General features: G+C 69.2%; 19 protein-coding genes and 1 pseudogene. 8 read left to right on the top strand and 12 right to left on the bottom strand.

Annotation, left to right across the window (positions count from 1 at the left end; all coding sequences use genetic code 11):
- Window positions 1-11: 11 nt before the first annotated feature.
- The 6 genes from ACN27E_RS15935 to lysE form a co-directional block, all read right to left on the bottom strand.
- Complete coding sequence (locus tag ACN27E_RS15935; protein ID WP_422742889.1) at window positions 12-680, bottom strand: 5-oxoprolinase subunit B family protein; 669 nt, start codon at window positions 678-680, stop codon at window positions 12-14.
- A gap of 72 nt (window positions 681-752) precedes the next feature.
- Complete coding sequence (locus ACN27E_RS15930) at window positions 753-1433, bottom strand: queuosine precursor transporter (RefSeq protein ID WP_422742887.1); 681 nt, start codon at window positions 1431-1433, stop codon at window positions 753-755.
- A complete protein-coding gene (locus ACN27E_RS15925) occupies window positions 1430-3505 on the bottom strand; it encodes a DUF4387 family protein (RefSeq protein ID WP_422742886.1) in 2076 nt (691 codons plus the stop codon). The genes ACN27E_RS15930 and ACN27E_RS15925 overlap by 4 nt, the downstream gene beginning before the upstream one ends.
- Before the next feature lie 17 nt (window positions 3506-3522).
- A complete protein-coding gene (locus ACN27E_RS15920; protein ID WP_422742884.1) occupies window positions 3523-4470 on the bottom strand; it encodes an ABC transporter substrate-binding protein in 948 nt (315 codons plus the stop codon).
- Window positions 4471-4505: 35 nt separating this feature from the next.
- A complete protein-coding gene (locus ACN27E_RS15915) occupies window positions 4506-5303 on the bottom strand; it encodes an SDR family oxidoreductase (RefSeq protein WP_422742882.1) in 798 nt (265 codons plus the stop codon).
- Between the two features lie 293 nt (window positions 5304-5596).
- Window positions 5597-6196, bottom strand: coding sequence for an L-lysine exporter (gene lysE, locus ACN27E_RS15910; RefSeq protein WP_422742881.1), 600 nt, complete (start codon window positions 6194-6196; stop codon window positions 5597-5599).
- Window positions 6197-6384: 188 nt separating this feature from the next.
- Between lysE and ACN27E_RS15905 the strand changes: the two genes are divergently transcribed.
- Together ACN27E_RS15905 and ACN27E_RS15900 are read left to right on the top strand one after the other, a co-directional pair.
- The gene (locus ACN27E_RS15905) at window positions 6385-6513 is read left to right on the top strand and encodes a hypothetical protein (protein ID WP_422742880.1); all 129 of its coding nucleotides are present in this window, start codon (window positions 6385-6387) and stop codon (window positions 6511-6513) included.
- A gap of 59 nt (window positions 6514-6572) precedes the next feature.
- A complete protein-coding gene (locus ACN27E_RS15900) occupies window positions 6573-7247 on the top strand; it encodes a hypothetical protein (protein ID WP_422742879.1) in 675 nt (224 codons plus the stop codon).
- Here the strand turns inward: ACN27E_RS15900 and ACN27E_RS15895 are convergent.
- A complete protein-coding gene (locus tag ACN27E_RS15895) occupies window positions 7231-8514 on the bottom strand; it encodes an MFS transporter (protein WP_422749905.1) in 1284 nt (427 codons plus the stop codon). The genes ACN27E_RS15900 and ACN27E_RS15895 overlap by 17 nt on opposite strands.
- 152 nt (window positions 8515-8666) lie before the next feature.
- On the opposite strand from ACN27E_RS15895, the gene ACN27E_RS15890 reads away from it, so the two are divergent.
- Together ACN27E_RS15890 and ACN27E_RS15885 are read left to right on the top strand one after the other, a co-directional pair.
- Window positions 8667-12851: a SpoIIE family protein phosphatase gene (locus tag ACN27E_RS15890; RefSeq protein WP_422742877.1), complete on the top strand. Its 4185-nt coding sequence runs from the start codon at window positions 8667-8669 to the stop codon at window positions 12849-12851.
- Window positions 12851-13195 (top strand): STAS domain-containing protein, encoded by a 345-nt coding sequence (locus tag ACN27E_RS15885; protein ID WP_422742875.1) that lies wholly within the window; start codon window positions 12851-12853, stop codon window positions 13193-13195. Before ACN27E_RS15890 ends, ACN27E_RS15885 begins: the two co-directional genes overlap by 1 nt.
- Here the strand turns inward: ACN27E_RS15885 and treS are convergent.
- Entirely contained in the window at window positions 13192-15468 is a 2277-nt protein-coding gene (gene treS / locus ACN27E_RS15880; protein WP_422742874.1) for a maltose alpha-D-glucosyltransferase, read from the bottom strand. The two genes, ACN27E_RS15885 and treS, sit on opposite strands and share 4 nt — an antisense overlap.
- A 250-nt stretch (window positions 15469-15718) precedes the next feature.
- Between treS and ACN27E_RS15875 the strand changes: the two are divergent.
- Window positions 15719-16660, top strand: a pseudogene (locus ACN27E_RS15875) (YihY/virulence factor BrkB family protein); the annotation flags it as partial.
- Between the two features lie 15 nt (window positions 16661-16675).
- Here the strand turns inward: ACN27E_RS15875 and ACN27E_RS15870 are convergent.
- A complete protein-coding gene (locus tag ACN27E_RS15870; RefSeq protein WP_422742872.1) occupies window positions 16676-18091 on the bottom strand; it encodes an NCS2 family permease in 1416 nt (471 codons plus the stop codon).
- A 78-nt stretch (window positions 18092-18169) separates the two neighbouring features.
- Between ACN27E_RS15870 and ACN27E_RS15865 the strand changes: the two genes are divergently transcribed.
- A complete protein-coding gene (locus ACN27E_RS15865; protein WP_422742870.1) occupies window positions 18170-19099 on the top strand; it encodes a LysR family transcriptional regulator ArgP in 930 nt (309 codons plus the stop codon).
- On the opposite strand, the gene ACN27E_RS15860 is transcribed toward ACN27E_RS15865, so the two are convergent.
- Window positions 19083-20294, bottom strand: a complete 1212-nt coding sequence (locus tag ACN27E_RS15860) for an NAD(P)/FAD-dependent oxidoreductase (protein WP_422742868.1) — start codon at window positions 20292-20294, stop codon at window positions 19083-19085. The two genes, ACN27E_RS15865 and ACN27E_RS15860, sit on opposite strands and share 17 nt — an antisense overlap.
- Window positions 20295-20373: 79 nt before the next feature.
- Here ACN27E_RS15860 and tenA point away from each other — a divergent pair, with 79 nt between their 5' ends.
- The gene (tenA, locus tag ACN27E_RS15855; protein ID WP_422742866.1) at window positions 20374-21060 is read left to right on the top strand and encodes a thiaminase II; all 687 of its coding nucleotides are present in this window, start codon (window positions 20374-20376) and stop codon (window positions 21058-21060) included.
- A 44-nt stretch (window positions 21061-21104) separates the two neighbouring features.
- On the top strand, window positions 21105-21740 hold the full coding sequence (locus ACN27E_RS15850; protein ID WP_422742864.1) for a class I SAM-dependent methyltransferase: 636 nt from the start codon (window positions 21105-21107) through the stop codon (window positions 21738-21740).
- On the opposite strand, the gene ACN27E_RS15845 is transcribed toward ACN27E_RS15850, so the two are convergent.
- Both ACN27E_RS15845 and ACN27E_RS15840 read right to left on the bottom strand, forming a co-directional pair.
- A complete protein-coding gene (locus tag ACN27E_RS15845) occupies window positions 21724-22446 on the bottom strand; it encodes a GAF and ANTAR domain-containing protein (protein WP_422742863.1) in 723 nt (240 codons plus the stop codon). The genes ACN27E_RS15850 and ACN27E_RS15845 overlap by 17 nt on opposite strands.
- 235 nt (window positions 22447-22681) lie before the next feature.
- Entirely contained in the window at window positions 22682-23146 is a 465-nt protein-coding gene (locus tag ACN27E_RS15840) for an STAS domain-containing protein (protein ID WP_422742862.1), read from the bottom strand.
- Between the last annotated feature and the right edge of the window lie 39 nt (window positions 23147-23185).

Genomic DNA, 23185 nt, shown 5'->3' with positions numbered 1-23185 from the left:
CGGGGTCCTCCTCAGCCGACGGCTCGAAACTGCACCCACATGCCCGACGTGATCATCGCCGGATTCTCGCGCCCGACGTCCCACAGCCGGGCGTCGGTGCGGCCGATCAACTGCCAGCCGCCGGGGGACTCCCGCGGATAGACGCCGCTGAACTCGCCGGCCAGACCCACCGACCCCGCGGGCACCTTGGTGCGGGGTTCGGAGCGCCGGGGGACGTGGAGGCGTTCGTCGCCGCCGACCAGGTAGGCGAACCCCGGGGCAAAGCCGCCGAAGGCCGCCCGCCACAGCGTGCCGGTGTGCGCGGCGACGATCTGGTCGGCGGTGAGTCCGGTGCGCCGGGACACCTCGTCGAGATCGGCGCCGTCGTAGACCACGTCGATCACCACGTCGGCGTGGTGCCCGGCCGGATGGACGGCGTCGGCCACCGCCGCGCGATCCAGTCGCAGCGCGGCCAGCCGTTGCCGCGTCGGCGCCCGGTACCGTGGGCCGTCGAGCTTGACCAGTACCGTGCGCGAGGCGGGCACGAGGTCGAGGACGCCGGGCAGTTCGGCGCTGCGCACCGCTGCCGTCCACGCCAGAACCTCGGCGGTGCTGTCGAATTGCAGCAGGAGCGCGTGGTCGCCGTAGTCGCGCACATCGCCCAGGGTCAGCGGATCCACGACGTCCGGGACTGCGGTCATACCCCAAGCTACCGCCGAGTAGGTTCGGCGAGCGCACCTTGAGGACTTTGCCAGAGGCGCCTTACCGCACCCTCAGACCGCGGGCTGGTAGCTGGGCTCGCGCCGTTTGACCGCGGCGATCACCCGGTAGGTCACCGGCAGCAGAGCCGCTTCGACCAGGGTCTTGTAGATCCAGCCGAGGGCGGCGTAGATGGCGAAGGACCCGATGTCCCCGAATCCGATGATGGGGGCGGCGATCGCACAGAACACCAGCGTGTCGGCGAACTGGCCGACGACGGTGGATCCGAGTAACCGGGCCCACAGGTGCTGCTCCTTGGTGCGCTCTTTGATCCGGACGACGGCCCAGGCGTTCACCAGTTGGCCGACCAGGAAGCCGGCGAGTCCGGCGATCGCCAGCCCGGTGATGGAGGCGACGGTGGTGGCCAGGGCGTCCTGGTTGGCGTAGTCGGGCGCGGCGGGCAGGTGCACGGTCGTCCACAGCACCAGCACGGCCAGCGCCTGCATGGCGAAGCCGACGAACACCGCACGTCGCGCGGCCCGGAACCCGTACACCTCGCTGAGCACGTCGCCGATGACGTAGGTGAGCGGGAAGACGAGGAAACCGCCGTCGGTGAGCAGCGGGCCGAAGGCGACTCCCTTGGTGGCGGCGACGTTGGAGATCAGCACCAGGCCGGTGAACACCGCAACGAGCACCGGATAGTAGGCCGAGCCGATGGTGGCGGAGCCGCGGTGTTGGGTTTCTAGGCTGGTCACCGCGTCATTCTGGCAGGCGTTCCTGGGGGGTAGGTGGGCACGGTCATGAACATCAGTTCGGCCTGCTGCTGGGCGCCGAAGACGTCGCGTTCCCCGGCCGAGGCCGAGACGGTCGGGCGGTCGATGGTGATCTTGATGGCGTGGCAGCCGTCGACGCGGTACACCCCGATCAGGGCGTCGGCGTCGACCGGGAGCAGATCGAGAATCCGGCTGGGGGCGAAGGCGTTGGACCGCAGCGCGGTCTGATAGTCCGCGGCGGTGGTGAACAGCACGTCGTAGGTGAGCCGGTTGATCCCGGCGTTCTTGCTGCGGATCACGGTGGCGATGTCACGCAGCGCCACCGACCCGGTCGGCTCGCCGGGCGGGCGCTCGTCGACGATGACCGACAGAGTGCGCTCGTCGAGATCGCCGGGGTAGTCGGGCTCGCCGACGGCACGGTAGCGGGGCCGGACCTCGCGGTCGAAGGTCCAACGGTCGCGGTCGGCCCGGAACAGCCGGACCCCGAACAGTTCGTAGACGATCAGGGCCCGGTCGGTCAGCCGGTGGTACACCGTCCACTCGTAGAGGTCGGGAGCCGGCAGGTCCAGCAGCGGCCGGGCGCTCGGGTCCATGACGTCGGCCAGCCGCTGCACCTCGGTCCGGTGGGCGCCGGCGAGCTGGAATTCGTCGTCGGCGACGGTGCGGACCAGCGCCACCGGATGGTCCGCGTCGGCGATCGTCAGCGTGTAGGAGGCCCGCTCGAGGGCGGCCGGGAAGTCGTCGGCCACCAGCGATTCCACCGCTGTCCAGATCGAGTCGAAGTGCTCCTGGAACACCGGATCCCGGCTGCCCTGCACCACCAGGGCGCCGGCCGATCCGTCCTCGCGGGTGAATTCCACGATGTTGGGGGACAGCGGATAGGCGACGTTGCCCGCGGTGGCCTTGCGGCCGGGGTAGCCGAAGTGGATCAGGTTGTGGGTGAGCAGGCTGGCCAGGAACGTGGCGTCGGCCTGCTCAGGTGCCGTGGTCTCGATCAGGATGCCGATCTCGCGTTCGCCGGGCACCGATACCGGTGCCGCCTCGACGCCGTTGCGCCCGTACACCAGGACGTCGGCCGGGACCCGGGGCAGGGCGGTGCGGTCGATGGGCAGCAGCGACACCCGCCGGGCACCGACCCGGCGCGCACCCTCGACCTTGATGCTGAGTGCGTCCGAACCGGCGAAGACCGACCCGCGGATCCCGGCCATCCGGTCGCCGACGGCGAAGTATTCGGTGTCGTGCAGGGTCAGAACGCCCTCCGGATAGGACTGCAGTTCCGGGTGGCTCTCCTCGTAGAGCGAGTGCGCGGCGATGGAGTAGGGCCGGCAGGCGCGCTGCGGATTGGGGGCGACGAAGACCGCGGTGCCGTCGTCGTAGACCTCGGCGATCAGGCAGTCCGACGGCGAGCCGGGGTCGCACGCCAGCGCGCCGCACTCCAGCACGTGGCCGACGTGATAGGCCAGGCCCGGATCGATCCCACGCCGGATCATGTCCGAGGCGAACAGCGCGACATCGCAGGCCCGGCCGGCCAGCACGCAGTCCGCTCCCTCGTCGAGGGCGGTGATCAGCGGGGCGATCCCCATCTGGCCGACGAGAACACTGGACAGCAGCTCCTGCTCGTCGACGGCCGGCATGGCGCCCAACGGGCGCAGCGCACCGGCATGCAACCGGTCCAGCATCCGGTGGTTGTCGAGTTGTGAGTCGATCAGCGCGACGGTCCAGTCCGTGACCCGCTGTTCGGCGAAGACCTCCTTGGCCACGTCGACCATCCAGTCCAGATTGCGGGTGCCGCCGGCCATCCCGGAGGTGCCGATGATCAACGGGCAGTTCTTGGCGCGTGCGGCCTCGACGAGCACCGCGAAGTCCGTCTTCACCGACTCCCGCTCGAAGTACTGGGTGCCCGCGCCGAGATAGAACGGCCCCGCGTCCATGGAGCCGGCGTCGTTGATGACGGCGTCGATCCGGCCCTGCAGCGCGATGTCCATCGAGGCCCTGGTGAATCCGTAACCCACACCAGCGCATGCGGTGACGACGCGATAGATCAGCTCGGGCATGGGTTCTCCTCGACGGATCAGCGCAGCGCGCGTGACAGCAGCGGTGGCAGCGCGTCCGCCACGAGGGGGTAGGACAGCGGTGAGGCGAAGGCGATCGCGCCCGCGAGGTCCTTTCCGGTGAACACGTTGCGGCCGGGTGGCAGTGTCGCGATCACCGGGTCGGCGAGCACCGCGGCCTGTTCCGCGTCGCTCTCGGTGGTCCAGATCAGCACGTCGGCGCCGCGCAGTACCGCCGCGAGACGGTCGCGCGGCACGGTGTCGGGCACGTCGGGGACCGTGAACCCCATCGAGGTGAGGAAGTCGGTCTGCCAACCCGGCGGGGTGGCGTGCACACCGTCACCGGACAGGGTTCCGCTCAGCAGCATCGCCTTCTTGCCGGCGAACCCGGGGTTGTCGGTGGCGACCGAGGCGAAGCGCTGCTCGACGTCGTCGATCAGCCTCGACATCTCCTCGGCCTGGAACGCCGCCTGGCCGATCACCGTGGCCTGGTCCTTCCACGGTTCGAAGAACGCCGCGGGAGCGCTCTGGGCGACCGTCGGGGCGATCTGGGACAACCGGGTGTAGGTGTCGGCGTCGAGGCCGGCGTTGGTGGCGACGATCAGGTCGGGCCGCAGCGCGGCGATCGCATCGACCTGGATGCCGTCGGCCAGGCTGAGCACCGCGGGCTGCGCTGCCCCGAGTTTGCCTCGGGCCCAGGGCCACACACCGAACGGTTGGTCACCGAACCATGCGGTGACCGCGATCGGCACCACGCCCACGGCGAGGAGATCGTCCTGCTCGGTCAGGCCGGCGCTGACCACACGGGTGGGCGGGGCCGGGATGCGGGTCTCACCGAAGACGTGCGCGACGGTGACCGAACCGTCCTTGGCGACGGCGCCGGGTTCGTCCTTGCCGCACCCGGCCACGGCGGTTGCGGCGGCCGCCGTCATGGCGAGAAAGCTGCGCCGCGACCAGGCAGAGGGCACGCGGCGAGCGTAGCGGGTGGGTCGGCGTCACCGCCTCAGGAATCCGCGAGTTTCTTGTTGACCAGGCGGGTCAGCCAGGCGGGGGAGAAGCGGGCGCCGGTGGCCAGCACCTTGCTCTGCACCCCGACCGGATAGTGCACCTGGTGGATCGCGCGCCGCAGGGCCGAGGGCTCGGTGGCCGCCACGATGGACTCGGCAATGTCCTGGGCGGTCAACCGGATGCCGAGCGACTCGGTGGTGCCGATCTTGACGTTGTGCGTCATGGCGGTCTGGACGTAGAGCGGCCACATCGCGATGACGCGGATGCCGTGTTGTCCCCACTCCAGATCGAGGGCCTCGGTGATGCCGCGGACGAAGAACTTGGTGGCGCTGTAGTTGGCGAGTTCGGCCTGACCGTAGATCGCCGACGCGGACGCCAGGTTCACCACCACCGAACCCGGGGTGTCCCGCAGATGAGGGAACGCCGCGTGCAGACCGTTCACGACACCTTTGACGTTGATGTTGATCTCCTTGTGATGGCCCGCGAGGTCCAGCTCGGCGAACCGGCCGGGCCGCAGAATGCCGGCGTTGTTGATCATCACGTCCAGGCGTCCGCCGGTGGCGGCGGTGAATTCCCCGATGCGTTCGGCCATCTCGGCGCTGTCGGTGACGTCGAGATGGCCGGTGAGCACGGTGGTGCGGATGCGTTCGATGTCCTCGGTGAGTGAGGTGAGTCCATCGGCGTCGATGTCGTAGGCGCCGACGGTGTATCCCTTTTTGGCGAAGGCGATCGCGGTCTTGCGGCCGATTCCGGCAGCGGCGCCGGTGATGAACACGGATCTGGAGGTGGGCATGAATATTGATCACCCGCCGTCCGACTTCGCAAACCTGAGCCTCGTCGGCCGAACGCAGCCTGTTTGCTGTTGCAGAAGATACCTGGTGAGCCGCAAGTGACGGCAGTGACTGCGCAGTCCAGGTGATTCACAGACATTGCGCAGCAAAATGGCCTGGAACCCCGCATCGCGGCGCTAGGGAGAACAACCGTTCAGAGGGGCTCCAGGCCTGCTTCCAGCGTACGCCTCGAATTCGCTGGTGTAAGGGTTTGTTCGTACGGAGTTGTGACATCTGCGCCGTCAACCCAGAAGCGTCAACCCAGGAGCAGCGTCAGCCCGAGTGTTGCCATCACCACCGCGATCCCGGCATCCAGGACGCGCCAGGCGGTGGGGGAGGCGAAGAGTCCGGTGAGCCGCTGGGCGCCGAAACCCAGGCATACGAACCACACCGCGCTTGCGCTGACCGCACCGACGCCGAACAGCCAGCGCTGGTCGCGGTGCTCGTTGGCGAGAGCGCCGAGCAGGATGACGGTGTCGAGGTACACGTGCGGATTGAGCCAGGTGAACGCCGCGCACGTGAGCAGCACCTCGACCAGTCGGGTCGGGCCCCGGTCCGACGGGGTGAGCGCGGCCGGCCGCCAGGCGCGCCGCGCGGCGAGTAGGCCATAGGCGATGAGAAAGGCGGCACCGCCGTAGCGGACGATGTCGACGGCGCCGGGCCGGGCGCTGAGCAGGACTCCGATGCCGGCGATACCGGCGGCGATGAGGGCGACGTCGGATGCGGTGCACAACGCCACGACCGCGGCGACATGCTCTCGGCGGATCCCCTGGCGTAGGACGAAGGCGTTCTGCGCACCGATGGCGACGATCAGCGTCAGCGAGGATACGAAGCCGTAGAGGACCGGGGAGAGCACGGAGTCGACGGTAGGGCGCCCCCATGATGCAGTACAGCTAAATATTCGCGACCTACATTAGCTGTGCTTAATCAGCCACTGCTGCTGTTGTCCGCGCCACAGGCGTGAAGGCCGGCGACTACGGGTACAGAGGCTCCGACGTGAAAGGAACCCGCATGCTCGCCTCGTACTCTCCTACGGAGAACCGCATGACCAGTTGCCGGGCCTGTGGCTACCCCACCCTCGGCAGTACCGTCTGCGCGCCCTGCGCCCCGATGGTCGCCGCGGCCGACGGCGCGGTCGACGTGCCGCCCGCCGCCTTCTCACCCGCCGCCTGAACCCCGGCGCCAAGAATCCTCCAAGAATCCTTGGAGGGCCCGGTTCGACGCTGACGGTCATGAAAACCGTCCGTTCAGCCGTCGTCGCCGCCATGATCGGTTCCGCGGCGGGTCCCGGCCCAGCCATCCGCGGGTGTTCCTCGACCGACGGCGCCGCCACCGATGGAGACCGCGCCTTCGGCGTCGCCGCGAAGCACTCAGCCACCGCCTACCTCAGCGTCCGCGCCACCGGAGCGCAGGAGCGTCAGGTCGTCGACCACCTCACCGCGGTCCTGCGGGACTTCGACTCCCGCGCGGGGGCTCTGGTCGCGTCGCTCGGACCGGCCGACCCCGAGCCCCACCTGGAGTTGGACGCCACCAGCCGCACCTACAGCTCCGGCCATACGCGGACCGTGGTCGTCAAGGTGTACCGCAACCTCTGTGACGGCCGGCCCGCGACGACGTACCGGGCCTTTCCCTACGACCTCGCCGCCCAGGCGCCCATCACATGGGCGACCCTGTTCCCGTCCGGCACCCGTGCGCTGGAGGTGATCGCACCGGCCGTGGCGCGGCAGATCGGCACCCAGGCCCGTCTACCGCTGGTCCTCGACCCGGCGGACTGTGCGGACTTCGCGCTGACCGACGATGCCGTCGTGTTCTTCTTCGGCAGCGGCCAACTGCATCCCGCCGTGGACGCCACCGAGGTCGCGGTTGCGCGGACGGTGCTCGCCGAGGTGCTCAACCCGCGGCTGTGAGGCCCACCTCGTCGAGGCGGGTGCCCATGGTCTCCGGGAGCAGCGCGGTCGAGGCCAGACTGGCCAGCGCCAGCACGCCCATCATCAGTCCGATGGCCCAGCTGCCGAACGCGGCCAGCAGCGCCCCCGAGATCAGTGGCGGTACCGCGCCGCCGACGATGCCGCCGAGGTTGAACGCCAGTCCGGCACCGGAATAGCGGTAGCGCGTCGCGAAGATCTCCGGGATGAAGGATGCCAGCGGCCCGTAGGAGACGCCGAGCACCGCGTAGGTGCCGGCGATGCCGACCGCGAAGCACAGCGCGGATCCGGTGTCCAGCAGGGGCAGAACGGCGAAGGACCACGGCAACCCGATGGCGAAGCCCAGCAGCACCAGGCGGCGCCGACCCAGTCGGTCGCAGAGCGTGGCCGTCACGGCGGTCATCGCCATCATGGTCAACCCACCGACGATGCCGACGGCCAGGATCAGCTCCCGCGGGTGGCGCAGTGCGGTGTTCGCGTACCCCATCAGATAGGTGCCGCCCATGAAGCTGAAGCCGAAGATCGCCAACATGACCCCGGTGGCCAACATCACCTGCCGGCGCTGATGACCGAACAGCTGTCGAACGGGCGTGCGAGAGATGTTGGCCCGCAGCCTTTCCGCCGCGAACACCGGCGTCTCGGCGACGCTGAGCCGGACGTAGAGCGCGACGATGACCAGGACGGCGCTGAACAGGAACGGCACTCGCCAACCCCACGACATGAACGCCGGGCTCCGCTCGCCGATCGTCGTGTTCACCACGAGGAAGAGGACGTTGCTCAGCACCAGGCCCGCGCCGACGCCGAGTTGGGGGAACATGCCGTACATCCCGCGCCGGTGCGGCGGCGCGTGCTCCGCGCTTAGCAGCGCCGCACCCGCCCACTCGCCGCCGACGGCGAAGCCCTGCGCCAGCCGCAGCGTCAGCAGAATCAGCGGGGCCGCAACGCCTATCGACTCCGCCGAGGGCACCAGACCCACCGCCACCGTCGCGATCCCCATGATCAGCAGGGTGGCGACCAGGGTGCGTTTACGTCCGATGCGGTCGCCGAAGTGCCCGACGATGCCCGCCCCCAGCGGTCTGGACAGGAAGGCGACGGCGAACGTCGCGAAGGACGCGATGGTCGCGGTCGTCGGACTCTGGTCGGGGAAGAACACCCGGGGAAAGACCAGTGCCGCCGCGGTGCCATAGATGTAGAAGTCGTAGTACTCGATCGCGGTGCCGACGAAGCTGGCTGCTGCCACCCGCCGCATCGGGGTCGGTGGTCGGACGGCGGGCGGCGGTGCAGTCACTCGGCGATTGTCCGCCGGCGCATGAACGACGTCACCGGTGGGTAGACACCCGTCGACTAGTGTGCGGAGGGCCGGGACGCGGATGCTCGAGGGCTCACGAAGGGACAGGGTGGGTGAGCACGGAGAACGCCGACCACAACGCGACGGCGGGCGCTGACAGCGAGGTCTTCGCCGCCGACCCCGAGGTCGGTGGGCATCTCGCGGCGGTCGACTGGTCGGCCACTCCACTGGGGGTTCCCGACCGGTGGCCGCAGAGTCTGCGGACCGCGGTCAGCATCCTGTTGTCGTCGCGCTTCCCCATGTGGATGGCGTGGGGACCCGAGCTCACCTTCTTCTGCAACGCCGCGTACCGGCGCGACACGCTGGGCCGCAAATACCCTTGGGCGCTGGGGCGTCCGGCCAGCCAGGTGTGGGCCGAGATCTGGCCCGACATCGGACCCCGCATCGACGGTGTCCTCGCCACCGGGAAGGCGACCTGGGATGTCGCGCTGCGGCTGTTCCTGCAGCGGTCGGGCTATCCCGAGGAGACCTATCACACCTTCTCCTACAGTCCGCTGCGCGATGACACCGGTGACGTGGTCGGCATGCTGTGCGTGGTCAGTGAGGACACCGAGCGGGTGATCGGCGAGCGGCGGATGACCACGCTGCGCGACCTCGGTTCCGACCCCACCGTCGTACGCACCGAACGGCAGATGCTCGACTTCGCGGCGGGGCAGCTCGCCCGCAACCCCTACGACCTCCCGTTCACGCTGACCTATCTGTTCGACGACCGCGGCGACGCCCGACTGGCCGGGGTGAGCGGCATCGAGGCCGGTCACCCCGCGGCGCCGACGTCGATCCGCGTCGACGGCTTCTCGGTCTGGCCGACGCAGCAGGCCGCCGCGGGGGAGTCGGTGCTGATGGAACTCGACGGCGAGTCGCTGGCCCTGCCGACCGGCGCCTGGGCGGAACCACCCACCGGGGCGCTGGTCGTACCACTCACCCAGCAGGGCGCGGGTCCGGTGGGTTTCCTGGTGGCCGCGCTGAACCGCCACCGCCGGCTCGACGAGTCCTACCGTGGTTTCGTCGAACTGGTGGCCGGTCATCTCGCCGCGGGGATCGGCAGTGCCCGCAGCTATGCCGCCCAACAGCGGCGCGCCGAGGAGCTGGCCGAGCTCGACCGCGCGAAGACCACCTTCTTCTCCAACATCAGCCATGAGTTCCGTACCCCGCTCACCTTGATCCTGGGTCCGGTCGCGGATCTTCGTGCCCGCGGCGCCGGCCTGGACAGCCAAGCCGAGACCGAGCTGGAACTGGTGCACCGCAACGGATTACGGCTGGCCAAGCTGGTCAACACCCTGCTGGACTTCTCCCGGATCCAGGCCGGCCGGATGCAGGCCCACTTCGAGCCGGTCGACCTGGCGGCGGTCACCGCCGAACTCGCCAGCGTCTTCCGCTCGGCCGTCGAACGCGCGGACCTGAGTTTCGAGGTGGACTGCCCCCCGCTGGACGAACCGGTCTACGTGGACCGGGACATGTGGGAGAAGGTGGTACTCAACCTGCTCTCCAATGCGCTCAAGTTCACCTTCGACGGATCGATCGGCGTGCGGGTGGCCCGCGAGAACGGTCAGGCGACGGTCACGATCACCGACACCGGGGTGGGGATACCCGCCGCCGAGATGCCTCGGTTGTTCGAGCGTTTCCACCGCATCGAGAATGCCCGCGCCCGCTCCACCGAGGGCAGTGGCATCGGTCTGGCGCTGGTAAGGGAACTCGTCACGTTGCACGGCGGCACCATCAGCGCCGACAGCGTCGAAGGCTCAGGGTCGACCTTCACCATCCGGGTGCCCTTCGGGGCAACCCATCTGTCCGACACGGATATCGCCGCGCCGGGAGCGCCCCGCACCGTCTCCGGCGTCACCGATCCGTACGTGCAGGAGGCGCTGCGCTGGCTGCCCACCGCCTCGGAGCCCGAACCCGGGGACTCGTCGCCGCTGTTCACCCCGGCGCTCACCGATGCCGCCGCCGGCGCGACCCCGCCCGCCCACGTGCTGGTCGCCGACGACAACGCCGACATGCGGGACTATCTGACCAACCTGCTGCGCACGGCCGGATACCGGGTCACCGCCGTCACCGACGGTCAACAGGCGCTCGACGCGGTCCGGGCCGAGACGCCCGATCTGGTGGTCAGCGACGTGATGATGCCCCGGGTGGACGGTCTGGAGCTGCTCGCAGCACTGCGCACCGACTCCCGCACGGCGGCACTGCCGGTGCTGCTGTTGTCTGCGCGGGCCGGGCAGGAGGCGTCGATCGAGGGCCTGAGCGCCGGCGCCGACGACTATCTCGTCAAACCGTTCGCCGCCGCCGAGCTGCTGGCCCGCGTCCGCGCCAACGTCGAACTCGCCCGGCTGCGCAACCACCATGCGCGCTGGCGCACCGCGCTGGTCGACTCCCTGCAGGAGGCGTTCTTCGTCAGCGACGAATCGGGCGCCGTCGTGGAGATCAACTCCGCCTTCACCGACATCCTGGGCTACGGCCCCGAAGGTCTGCCGTATCAGCCGCTCCATCCGTGGTGGCCGGACGCCGAGAACGAACCCGAGGCGCACGGCCAGATCCTCGAGGCGTTCGCCGGGTTGATGAACAAGGTCCACGGAGAGTTCACGTTCCCCGTCACCCACCGCGACGGCCACCGCCTGTGGGTGACCGCGAACTTCAATCCCGCCCACGATCCCGACACCGGCAGGCAGGTGATGGTCGGTACGTTCCGCGACGTCACCGCCGAGCACTACACGGTGCAGCGGGAGAGCGCACTGGCGGCCCTCAACGGGCAACTGGCGCAGGCCGATACGCTCGACGACGCGCTGGCCGGTGCGATCCGGGAGATGCGCGAGGTGTGGCAGGCGCACCGCGTGGTGGCCGCCACCTTCCCGGTCGGTCGCCCGTCGCACGTGGATGGCGACACCCCTGATTTGCAGGTGGCCGGCGAACCGGCACACTGGTCCGAGCTGCCCAGCGCGGTGGCGGGCCACATCACCGCCCTTCGCGACGCCGGCCCCGGTGCCGCGCAGAGCGCCGCGCCCGGAACGGCGGGCATCGCGGTGCAACATCCCCGCGGCGTGCTGGTCGTCTACCTCGAACTGCCGGAGCGGCGGCCGTTCACCCCGGAGGACCACACCTTGCTGACCGTGCTGGCGGGCCGGCTCAGTCAGGGTCTGCACCGGGTGTACCAGCTCGACCAGCAGCGCGAAACAGCTCTGGCACTGCAGCATTCGATCCTCGGACCGGACAACCTGCCCGGCGGATTCGCGGTGCGCTACCAGCCGGCGAGTCGCCCGCTGCAGATCGGTGGCGACTGGTACGACGTCGTGGATCTCGACGATGGGCGGATGGCGCTGATCGTCGGGGACTGCGTCGGGCACGATCTGGCCGCCGCCACGGTGATGGGCCAGCTGCGCAGTGCCTGCCGCGCACTGCTGCTGGACAATCCGAGCCCGGGGGCGGTGCTGGCCGGTCTCGATCGGTTCGCCGCCCGGCTGCCCGGCGCGCGGTGCACCACCGTCTTCTGTGCGGTGCTCACCCCGTCGAGTGGCGATCTGGTGTACTCCAGTGCCGGACACCCGCCCCCGATTCTCGTCCACTCGGCCGGTATGACCCGCGTCCTGGACGGCGGCCGCGGTTTCGCGCTGGCACTGCGCACCGCACAGGAACACCCCGAGGCGCACGTGACGATGCCGCCCCGGTCGACCCTGCTGCTCTACACCGACGGCCTGGTGGAGCGGCGCCGGGCCTCGCTGGACCAGGGCATCATGCGGGCCGCCGACGTGGTCCGGGCGGGCCGGTCGGTGGACCTGGACCAGATGGCCGACGATCTGATGTCCGGGCTCGAGCCCGACGGCGGCTATCAGGACGACGTCGCGCTGCTGCTCTATCGTCAGCCGGGTCCGCTGGAGATGGCCTTCCCCGCCCACACCGATCAGCTCGCCCCGTCGCGCTCGGAGCTGCGCAGCTGGCTGAGCCGGGTCGGGGTGAATCCCGAACAGGTGCAGAATGTGCTGATCGCGGTCGGTGAGGCCGTGTCGAATGCCATCGAACACGGCCACCGCGACAAACAAGACGGTACGGTCACCTTGCGGGCCTGTGCTTTCGTCGATCAGCTCCGTGTCACCGTCACCGACACCGGCACCTGGAAGGAGAACCGGCCCGGGGAGAACATCCGCCGCGGCCGGGGTCTGGCGCTCATGCGGGGCCTCATGGACGACTTCTCGATACACTCCGACACCGGCGGGACGACCGTCGACCTGTCGGCAAGGATCTCTTGATGGCCACATCGCTCACGCTGGACAGCGGGCACGGCGGCGACGGCACGCCGCTACTGGTGGCGACCGGGGAGATCGATCTGAGCAATGTCGAGGCGTTCACCCAGGCGCTGCGTGAACTTCTCGACCGATCCGGACGCAACGGCGATGCGGTGACCGTGGACCTGAGTGCGGTGGAATACCTCGACAGCGCGGCGATCAACGCGCTGGCGATCCACGCCGACGGCGGTGAGCGGCTGCGGCTGATCGCCCACCCCTATCTCATGCCGGTGCTGACGATCAGCGGCCTGACCGAGTTGGCCGACGTCGAAGCCGCACCCCTGCCGGGCACGGGTCGGCCCTCCTAGCCCGCCGGCTCCGGGTCCTCTTCGGCGACGGGCGCCTCGACCAGCAGCGACATCCCGTGGTGGGCCGGCATCTCGACGGCGAAGCTGTGCAGATCGTCGACGTGTGCGAGCGGTTTGCCGGTGAACATGTCCGATACCGCCGAGCCGGGGGGCAGCTTCTTGGACCGCACCGTGCCCGCCACCTCCTCGTTGGCGAAGTTGAGCACCGTGAGCTGATACTGTCCGGCGTCGGCCAGTTGGTGGACCAGCACCAGCATGCCGCGGTGGGACACCTCGGGGATGTCGATCTGGCGGCTGGTGGCGATGCCGTAGTGTGACCGCACCCGCAGGATGGCCTGCAGTTGTCGCAGAAAGCTGGTCTCGTCGCCGAGCTGGTCCGGGATGGACCCGTAAAGGCTTCGGCCCCTGGGCATTCCGGCCGAGGACTGGGTTGCGGTCGGGTTGACGCCCATCAGATCGTGGGCCGCGCGGTTGATCCAGCGCGTGTCACCGCCCTGCAGCAGCTGGGTGATCTGCGACGTCGGCAGCGTGAGCATGCCGCACATGTCCCAACCCGACAGCGCGAACACGCCCGGCTGCAGGGCGTTGAACATCGCCAGCAGCAGATGGGCCCGGCGGATGCGGTCGATCTGCACCGGATCCGAGCCGATGTCGTCGAGGGCGGTGATCCCGAGCGTCGCGGCGATCACGCTGGCGGTGGTGCACGCGATGCCGTTGGTGGTGAACACCAGGTTGTAGGGGGCGTTCTCGCCGGTGAGCTTCTCGGTCAGATCTGCCCGCACGGTGGCGCCGAGCTCTTCGCCGGTGATCTCGGCACCCTTGTACGCGAAGAGGTCATCGCGGTGTCCGTTGGACCAGTGCAGCAGCTCGTAGGTGAGCTCGTCGTGGTTCTGGAGCGCATGCACCAGGGAGGCGGGGTCGACGCCCAGTTCCAGGGTGGTGCGCAGCGTCAGGCGCAGGAATTCGGTGTCGGCGGTGGCCAACGCATGGTGGTAGCCCGGGCGGGTGATGAAGTCGTAGGACAGATCGGCTCCGGCCTCGCCGATCTCCCGGATGTCGTCGATGGTCAGGTTGAGTTCCTGGAAGGTGAACCCGCCGACTTTGCGCACCATGCTGGCGATGAGGTGGTTGGCCGCCTCCGACAGCGGGTGGCCCTCCGACCAGGCGGCGCTGTCTTCGGCGGCGGCCTTCTCGGCACCCAGGAACCCATTGGCGTCCAGGCGCAGCCCGCCGGTGCCCAGATCGGTCAGCGAGTGCAGCGCATCCCCGATGACCAGGCGCATCCCGGCGAACGACGGGTCGAGCCAGTTGATCGACGGCTGACCGTCTTTGAAGTAGTGCAGGTACACCCAGCGGCGTTCGACCCCGTCGGTACCGACGACCGGCCGGGTGACGCTCCAGTTGGTCTCCTTGACGCCCTCGGCGTAGAAGATGACGCGCTGCAGCTTGCCGATGATGTAGCCGGCCTTGGCCAGCCAGTCCTCGGTGACGGCGTCGATGTTCACCGAGTCAGCGCCGTCGGGCACCTCGGGCAGGTGCTCCCAGTCGCGCGGGTCGATCTCCACCATGTGGTAGATGCCGGGATAGTCGGCGTACTTCATCTCGGCCAGCCGGAAGTCGGCGCCCTTACCGGTGTGGCCGGGCACGATGTCATCGATGATCGTCCCGCCGTACCAGCCGGCGGTGCCGCACATCTGCCGGAATTCGTCTTCGGTGCCGAACGCCGGGTCGATCTCGGTACTGATGCGGTCGAAGTGGCCGTCGACGCTGGGGGTCATCTGCCAGCCCGAGATGCCGCCCGCGCGCTTGACCGGGCCGGTGTGGACGCCTTCGATGCCGATCTCGGCGAAGGCCTTCCACATCTCCTCGTCGGCCATGGCTTTGAGGAACGACTCGTTGCTCCTGGTGATCAGCGACAGCGGATAGGCGGTGAACCAGACCGACGCGGTCTCCACGGCACCGCGCGGGCTCGGTGTGGCGTACGGGTTCTGCCACATCGAGCCCTGGCCCGAGAACTGCTGGCTGATCGCGTTGGCATCGGCGAGCATCGACTGCGACAGCAACCACGACACGTACGCCGGATTGTCTCCGGCCGCCGGACCGTCCTGGCTCAGCGAGCGGCGGGCGAACGGGGTGCGCACCCGCGGACGGAAGCGCAGCGCGCGCGGCCGGGCCGGGTGCAGGTGTTCGTCGTAGGTGACCTCAGCCGGCTCGTTGGGCTGATCGTCGGGCGTGACGATCTCGTCGGGCTCCGACTCTGCCGCCTGGGACATGAAACCCCTTGTCGTGTCGTCTGGGTGATCGAGCATCTGTGCCCCTGTATTGCCGGTGCGTCGGCCGGTTGAAACGGGTCAGTTATCCCGCGCCGGCCCGACACGCCGCGCTCACCCGACCACCCTACGGACCGGCGCGCGTCCGTGCCGGGTGCCGCCCGCCCTCGGCCCGGACGTGTCTGCGCCGGTCAAGCTGGGTATCTACGGCAGACGGTGTCGACCCGCGGCGTCGGGAGAGGTGGTCGGTGTCGTGATCGGCTGGCTGGACAGGCTGCAGCGGCGCAGCCGCGCCGCCGGCTACCTCATCGCGGTCATCTACAAGTACATCGACGATCAGGGCGGCTATCTGGCGGCTCTGATCACCTACTACGCGTTCGTCTCGCTGTTCCCGCTGCTGCTGTTGCTGACCACCACGTTGGGCGTGCTGCTCGTCGGTCGGCCGGATCTGCAGGAGCAGGTGCTGCAGTCGACGGTCAGCCAGTTCCCGGTGATCGGCGAACAACTCAAGGAGCCCCAACAGCTCAGCGGCGGGGTGGCTGCGGTGGTGGTGGGCATCGTGGGCGCCCTCTACGGCGGCTCCGGGGTCGGGGTGGCCGTGCAGAACGCCATGGACTCGGTGTGGGCGGTACCGCGCAACAAGCGACCCGACCCGATCCGGTCGCGGGTCCGCAGCCTGCTTTTGCTTCTCGTGCTGGGTTCGGCGGCGATCACCGCGACGGTGCTGTCGGCGTTCGGCCGGGCGGTGAACGGGTTGGGATTCTTCGGAACGGCCGGCATCGTGGTGTTGACGATCACGATCAACACCGGCATCGTGCTGGTCGCCTTCAAGGTCACCACAGCTCGTCACCTCAGCTATCGGCAGGTGCTGCCCGGCGCGCTGGCCGCCGCGGTGCTCTGGCAGCTGCTGCAGTGGTTCGGTGCGGGATACGTGGCGCGCACCGCCGCATCGGCGAGTGCGACCAACACCGTCTTCGCCCTGGTGCTCGGTCTACTGGCGTTCCTCTATCTGATCTCGGTGAGCCTAGTGCTGTGCGCCGAGCTCAACGTGGTGCGCGTCGACCGGCTCTATCCGCGGGCGCTGCTGACGCCGTTCACCGATGCCGTCGAGCTGACCGCTGCCGATCGCAAGACCTACGCCCGCAAGGCGAAGGCCGAGCAGGTCAAGGGATTTCAGCATGTCGCCGTCACGTTCGCCCCCGACGCCGTGTCACACCCCGATCAGCGACTCGATCCAGCTGCGCGCGAAGTAGATCACGAAGCCGGCGGTCACGATCCACAGCAGCGGGCTGATCTGTCGGACCTTGCCGGCGCCGGTGCGCACCACCACCCAGGCGATGAACCCGACCCCGATGCCGTTGGCGATGGAGTAGCTGAACGGCATGGTCGCGACCGTGAGCACGACCGGTAGCGCCACGGAGAACTCCGAGAGGTCGATGTGGCGCAGCTGCGAGACCATCATCGCGCCGACGATCACCAGCGCCGCCGCGGCGACCTCGGTCGGCACGATCGACGCCAGCGGTGAGACGAACATCGCCGCCAGGAACAACGCCCCGGTCACCAGGTTGGCCAGACCGGTGCGGGCCCCCTCCTCGATGCCGGCACCGGATTCGATGAACACCGTGTTCGACGACGCCGATGTCGCGCCACCGACCGCCGCGCCGGCGCCCTCCACGATCAGCGCCGACTTCAACCGGGGGAAGGTGCCCTGTTCGTCGGCCAGGCCGGCCTCCCGGGACAGTCCGGTGAAGGTGCCCATCGCATCGAAGAAGTTGGCGAACACCAGCGTGAAGACCAGCATCACCGCGGCCAGGATGCCGATGCGGCCGAAGGCGCCACCCAGACTGAATTCGCCGACCAGCGACAGATCGGGCAGTGCGAACGGTGAACCCGACAGGGCGGGAACCGACAGGCTCCACCCGCCGGCGTGCTCCTGGGCCGATCCGAGTTCCCAGATCGCCTCGATGATCACCGCGACCACCGTCCCGGCGATCAGGCCGATCAGGATGCCGCCGCGGACCCGCCGGACGACGAGGACGCCGGTGAGCAGCAGGGTCAGCACGAACACCAGGGTCGGGACGGTGGTGATCGACCCGGCCCCCTGGGCGCCCAGCCCGACCGGCGGCGACGCCAGACCGGTGGAGCTGATGAAGCCGGCATCGACCAGCCCGATGAACAGGATGAACAGGCCGATTCCCGCCGTGATGGCCAGTTTCAGCTGCATGGGCACCGCGTCGAACACCAGGCGGCGCAACCCCGTCGCCGCCAGCACCACGATGAGCAGGCCGTTGATCACGACCAGGCCCATCGCCTCCGGCCAGGACAGATCGCCGACCACCGTGGTGGCCAGGAACGAGTTGATGCCCAGACCCGCCGCGAAGGCGAACGGCAGCCGGGCGATCAGGCCGAACAGGATCGTCATGACGCCGGCGGCCAGCGACGTGGTCGCCGACACCTGCGCGAAGTCCAGGGAGTTGCCGTCGGCGTCCGGTGCGCTCGACAGGATGATCGGGTTGAGCACCACGATGTAGGCCATCGCGATGAAGGTCACCAGGCCGCCACGCACCTCCGCGCCGACCGTGGAGCCGCGCTCGGAGATCTCGAAGAAGCGGTCGAGACGATTCATGGGGACGACCCTAAGTTGCGTGCGGTCCCACGGCGAGTCATCACCGCCGGTCGCGGCGTGTTCGGCCAGATTGGACCGATGAGCACCGCACGGTTCGACGGCCCGGGGATGCGCCTGGGCGCCGACCAGCTGGCCGCGCTGGCCGCGGTGGTCCAGTACGGCAGTTTCGACGCCGCTGCCGAGTGGCTGCATGTGACGCCCTCGGCGGTGAGTCAACGCATCAAGGCGCTCGAACAGCGGGTCGGCCACGTCCTGGTGGTCCGTGAGAAGCCCTGCCGCGCAACCGCATCCGCTGGCCCGCTGATCCGTCTTGCCGCGCAGTCGGCGCTGCTGGAGGCCGAGGCGCTCGCCGAGCTGGCCGGCGGCGTCACCGGGCGGCATCCGCGGATCGCGGTCGCCGTCAACGCCGACTCGATGGCGACGTGGTTCACCGCGGTGCTCGCTGACCTCGACGGCGTCCGGTGGGACGTTCGCATCGAGGATCAGGACCACTCGGCGCGGCTGCTGCGGGAGGGCAGTGTGATGGGCGCGGTGACCACTGAGCGCGCCGCGGTGCCGGGGTGCCGGGTACAGGGACTCGGCGTGATGCGGTACGTGCCGGTGGCCAGCCCGGCGTACGCGGGGCGACACCTGGCGGGCGGTTTCACCGCCGAGGCGGCGGCGCGCGCCCCCTCGCTGGCGTGGAATCGTGATGATGCACTGCAGGACATGTTGGTGCGCAAGGCATTCGGGCGGCTGGTCGATCGGCCTGTGCACTATGTCCCGACGGCCGAGGGTTTCGGGGCGGCGGTGCGTTCGGGGCTGGGGTGGGGGATGTACCCCGATCAACTCGCTGCCGGGATGCTCGCCGACGGGTCGCTGGTGCGGATCGCCGAGGTCCATCTCGACGTACCCCTGTATTGGCAGTGCTGGAAATTGGACAGCCCGCTGGTCGACCGGGTCACCCGGACCGTCCGGTCCGCGGCGGGCGGTCTGCGCGCCACAGCCGGCCCTACAAGCGGCCCTTGAGAATCAGGTGCCAGTACGACTGCGGCAGACCGTACCGGTCGAACGCCCACGCCAGCCGGCGCGGCTTGAGCGGGTCGACGAACGACGGTAGCGACGACGTCACGGCCCCGGTGCGGTCGAATTCGCCGGGGATCAGCAGGTGAGCGTCCGTCGCGACGGGGGCGACGGTGTAGCCGTCGTAGTCCTGCAGATCGCGTCCGCCCCGGGCGGCCAAAAGGTTGTCGACGAGGATTTTGACCTGGCGGCGCAGCGCACCGCCGGACGGGTCGGTGCCGACCGCGGCGGCGTCGCCCACCGCCCAGACGCCGGGATGGTGTCGGTGTCGGAACGTGCACGGGTTGATGTCGACGAGGCCGTGGGGTTGCCCCGCGGTGAGTGCGGAACTCTCCAACCAGCGCGGCCCCCGGAACGGCGGCACCAGATGCAGCATGTCGTAGTGCATCTCCTCGGTGCCGCCGGCGGGTCCGCTCAGCGTGAGTGCACTGCGAGCCGGCGCCAGGCTGGTGACCGCGGTGGACAGGAGCACGCGCACACCGAGATCCTGCAGACCGTCGCGGATGCGGGCGGCCACCGGCGGGGAGTCCAGCGGCGCGGGCCGGTCGACCACGAGCGTTATCTGCATGCCGGACAACCGATTCGCCCGCTTCCAGTGTGCGGCGGCCAGGAACAGCGGTTTGATGGTGGTGCCCGTACAACTGACCGGCGGGCGCGGCACCGTGAACACCGCATGTGAACCCCGGGGGAGGTCACGGATCAGCCGCCAGGTCTTGTCGGCCTGATGGGCGTAGTTGCTCGCCACGTCCGGCGCGTCCAGCGCGGTGTGGGTGCCGGGCAGCGCGTCGGTGTCCGGGACGAGTCCGGGCGCCAGGATCAGGTCGGCGTAGCGGTAGCTGCGCCCGGACGCGCAGCGCACGGTGTTGGTCGCGGTGTCGACCGACAGTGCCGAGTCCGGCAGCCAGGTTGTCGCGCGGGGTGTGACCGACCGCTGTGTCCGCTCCGCGGCGCGCAGCGACGCCTGCCCGCCGCCGACGTAGGACAGCATCGGCCGGTAGGTGTGCACGCGCTGGGGTTCGATCACGGCGACACTGGCGACGCCCCGGCGGTGCAGCCGGGCGGCAGCGCTGATGCCGGCATTGCCGCCGCCCACGATCACGACGTCGAAGAATCCGTCGCTCCGCGGCGCGCTGCTCGACACGGTGGTGCGTTACCCGGGTGGCTGGGGGCTCAACCCTGGCGGCCGGTGACGTACGCCCGACATTGGTAGCTTGACGACGATGAGCACTCCGGACGACGCGCAGCAGGCCTGGTCGCAGCGACTCTGGCGCGACATCGAGCCGATCTATGCGGCGATTCTGGCTCATCCGTTCGTCGAGGGACTGGTCGACGGCAGCCTCGAGGAGCCGGTGTTCGCCCACTACATCGCCCAGGACGTGCACTATCTGCGCGACTATGCCCGCGCCCTGGCGGTCGTCGGCGCGAAGGCTCCCGCCCTGACCGACACCGCGATGTTCGCCCGCCACGCCGCCGAGGTGTTCGACGTGGAGCTGGCGCTGCACAGCACGCTGCTGCCCGAACTCGGTATCGACCCGGCGGCCCTCGCCGACGTGTCCGTGGCGCCGACCACCCGCGCCTACACCAGTTATCTGCTCGCCACCGTCTACGGCGGCAGCTTTGCCGACGGACTCGCGGCGATCCTGCCCTGCTACTGGATCTACGCGCGGGTCGGCGAGGATCTGGCGGCTCGCGGATCGGTCCATCCGCGCTATCAGCGCTGGATCGACAGCTACGGGAGCGAGGAATTCGGCGCCACGGTGGCGGAGGTGCTGGCGCTCACCGACCGGGTGGGCGCAACCCTCACCCCGGGTGACGAGGCGGCGGCGCGGCGGCACTTCGTGACGACATCGCGCTACGAGTGGATGTTCTGGGATGCCGCGCAGCGCCGGGAGACCTGGCCGGTGTGACACCCCGCGCCCGGCCGGGTCGGTGTGGGCGGCAGGATGTGGGGGTGTCTGCTGACTCCGATCCCGGTCTGCCGTCCGCGCCGTTCGCCCGACCCGTGCAGCGGTGGGAGGACATCCCCGGCTGGTTCGGCTGGCGTGCCGCCCAGGAGGAGGCCGTGCGCCACTTCCCCGACGGTGGGCGCTTCGTCGAGGTGGGAAGCTATCTGGGCCGCAGCCTGTGCTCGCTGGCCGAGGTGGTGCGGGACTCCGGACGTACGATCGGCGTCCTCGGCGTCGACACCTGCCAGGGCAGCGGTCCGGAGGGCAACCAGCAGATCAACGCCCATGGACCGGCCGTCGAATACGGGGGTGGCACCTTCGCCGGACTGCTGCACCGCAACATCCTGGCCTGCGGCTTCGGTGATTCGGTGCAGCTGCTGATCAGCGACTCGCTCTCCGCGGCACAACTCTTCGGCGACGACTCACTGGACTGGGTGCACATCGACGCCCGCCACGATTACGACAGCGTGTGTGCCGACATCGCCGCGTGGGCGCCGAAGGTTCGGCCGGGTGGATGGCTGTCGGGCGACGACTACCACCCGCAGTGGTGGCCGGGTGTGGTGCGCGCCGTGACCGACCGACTGCCCGATGCCGGCGAGTGGACGCCCGGTCAGTGGCGGTGGATCAAGGACGGTCGCTGACCTCCGACGGGTGCTCGGCCGGGTGCTCGGCCTCCACGACCCGCCGGGCGATGTCCACGACTTTGGTGTTGGACTCCTGGGACAGCCGGGTGAGCAGGTTGAATGCATGCCTGGCGTCGATGCCGAAACGTTCCATCAGCATGCCCTTGGCCTGGCCGATCAGGTCGCGGGAGGCCAGCGCGCTGCGGAACTGACTGTCGCGCAGATGTGCCTCCCAGAGCACCGCGCTGTGGGTGGCGTAGATGACGCCGATCTCGATCGACTCTTCGGAGAAGGCGTGTGCCGATTCGGCGTAGATGTTGAGGGCGCCCATCGTCGACCGGTGGGTGAACAGCCGGAAGGACAGGGACGCGCGGCACGGTGTCTCGGCCAGCGCCGCGGCGGCGAATGCGGGCCACCGCGTCTCCCGGCCGAGGTCGGCCACCTCGACCAGGTGGTCTTCCCATGCGGCCTCCAGGCACGGACCCTCCTGGGTACGGTTCTGGATGTCGTCGAGCACGTCGGCGTAGGCCGAGGTTCCACCGAGCGTTCGAACTCTATGGCCCTTCTCGACGATGGTCATACCGGCTGCGTCGGCACCGGGCACCATGCGCGCCGCCGCGGCGGTGATATCGCGCAGCACCGCGTCGGAGTCAGTGAGGTCCTCCTGACTGAGATCCCGGACCAGCTCGGCGAGCTGGAGATGAATCTTGTGATGCTGCGACATTGGACCCCCCATCCTGGAGCCGCGGTCGAAGGTCTCTGGTTACCCCGCCGATCCCCGGTCGAATCTCGATCAGGTGGTACGTGTCGGCAGAAACAGAAACGCCCGGCGCGTAAGCGCCGGGCGTTTGTCGGGATCAGCTCGCGAGGGCTGCGAGCGGTGGCAGGGAATGGCGGCGGCTCTTGACGAGGTAGCTGAGCCAGCGGAGGTCGATAAGCATGGGGGTCCTTTCTGGGCCTCAGGCGGTCTTGGTCAGGAGGGGGAGCAGCCGGCGGCGGGCCAGGATGCCTTCACTGAAGTGATGCATTGCCTCGGCCACCGATGCGGTCACCGGCATGTCGTCGAGTGAGCCGGTGGTGCGCATCGCCTGCAGGACGGGCTGACTGCCGATCACTGACCACTCCACGCCGGCGGCCGCGCATTGTTCGTCCAGCTCGAAGAACATCGAGATCGATTCGGCGGCAAAGGAACTCACACCGCTGAGATCGAGGACGAACGGCTTCTCGGCCAGAACGTATCGCTTGGCGTAGTCGGTGACGCACGACGCATTGGCGGTGTCGATGTCCCCGGACACCGTGACGACGGTGGCGAGCTGGCGGCAGCGCGCCCGCATGCGCACGCCTTCGCAGTCGAATGCCGGATTGCCGTAGCGGAACGCACCATCGGAAATCCGTGAAGCTCCTGGCGGGCTCGTGCGGGTCATGAGCGGCCTCCCTCCGGCGAATTCGTGACTGCAATTCAG

This window comes from Mycobacterium sp. WMMD1722 (genome assembly GCF_049315205.1).
Classification (GTDB): Bacteria; Actinomycetota; Actinomycetes; order Mycobacteriales; family Mycobacteriaceae; genus Mycobacterium.
Note: the sequence above shows the minus strand (reverse complement) of the source record. Positions and strands in the feature narration are given on the sequence as shown.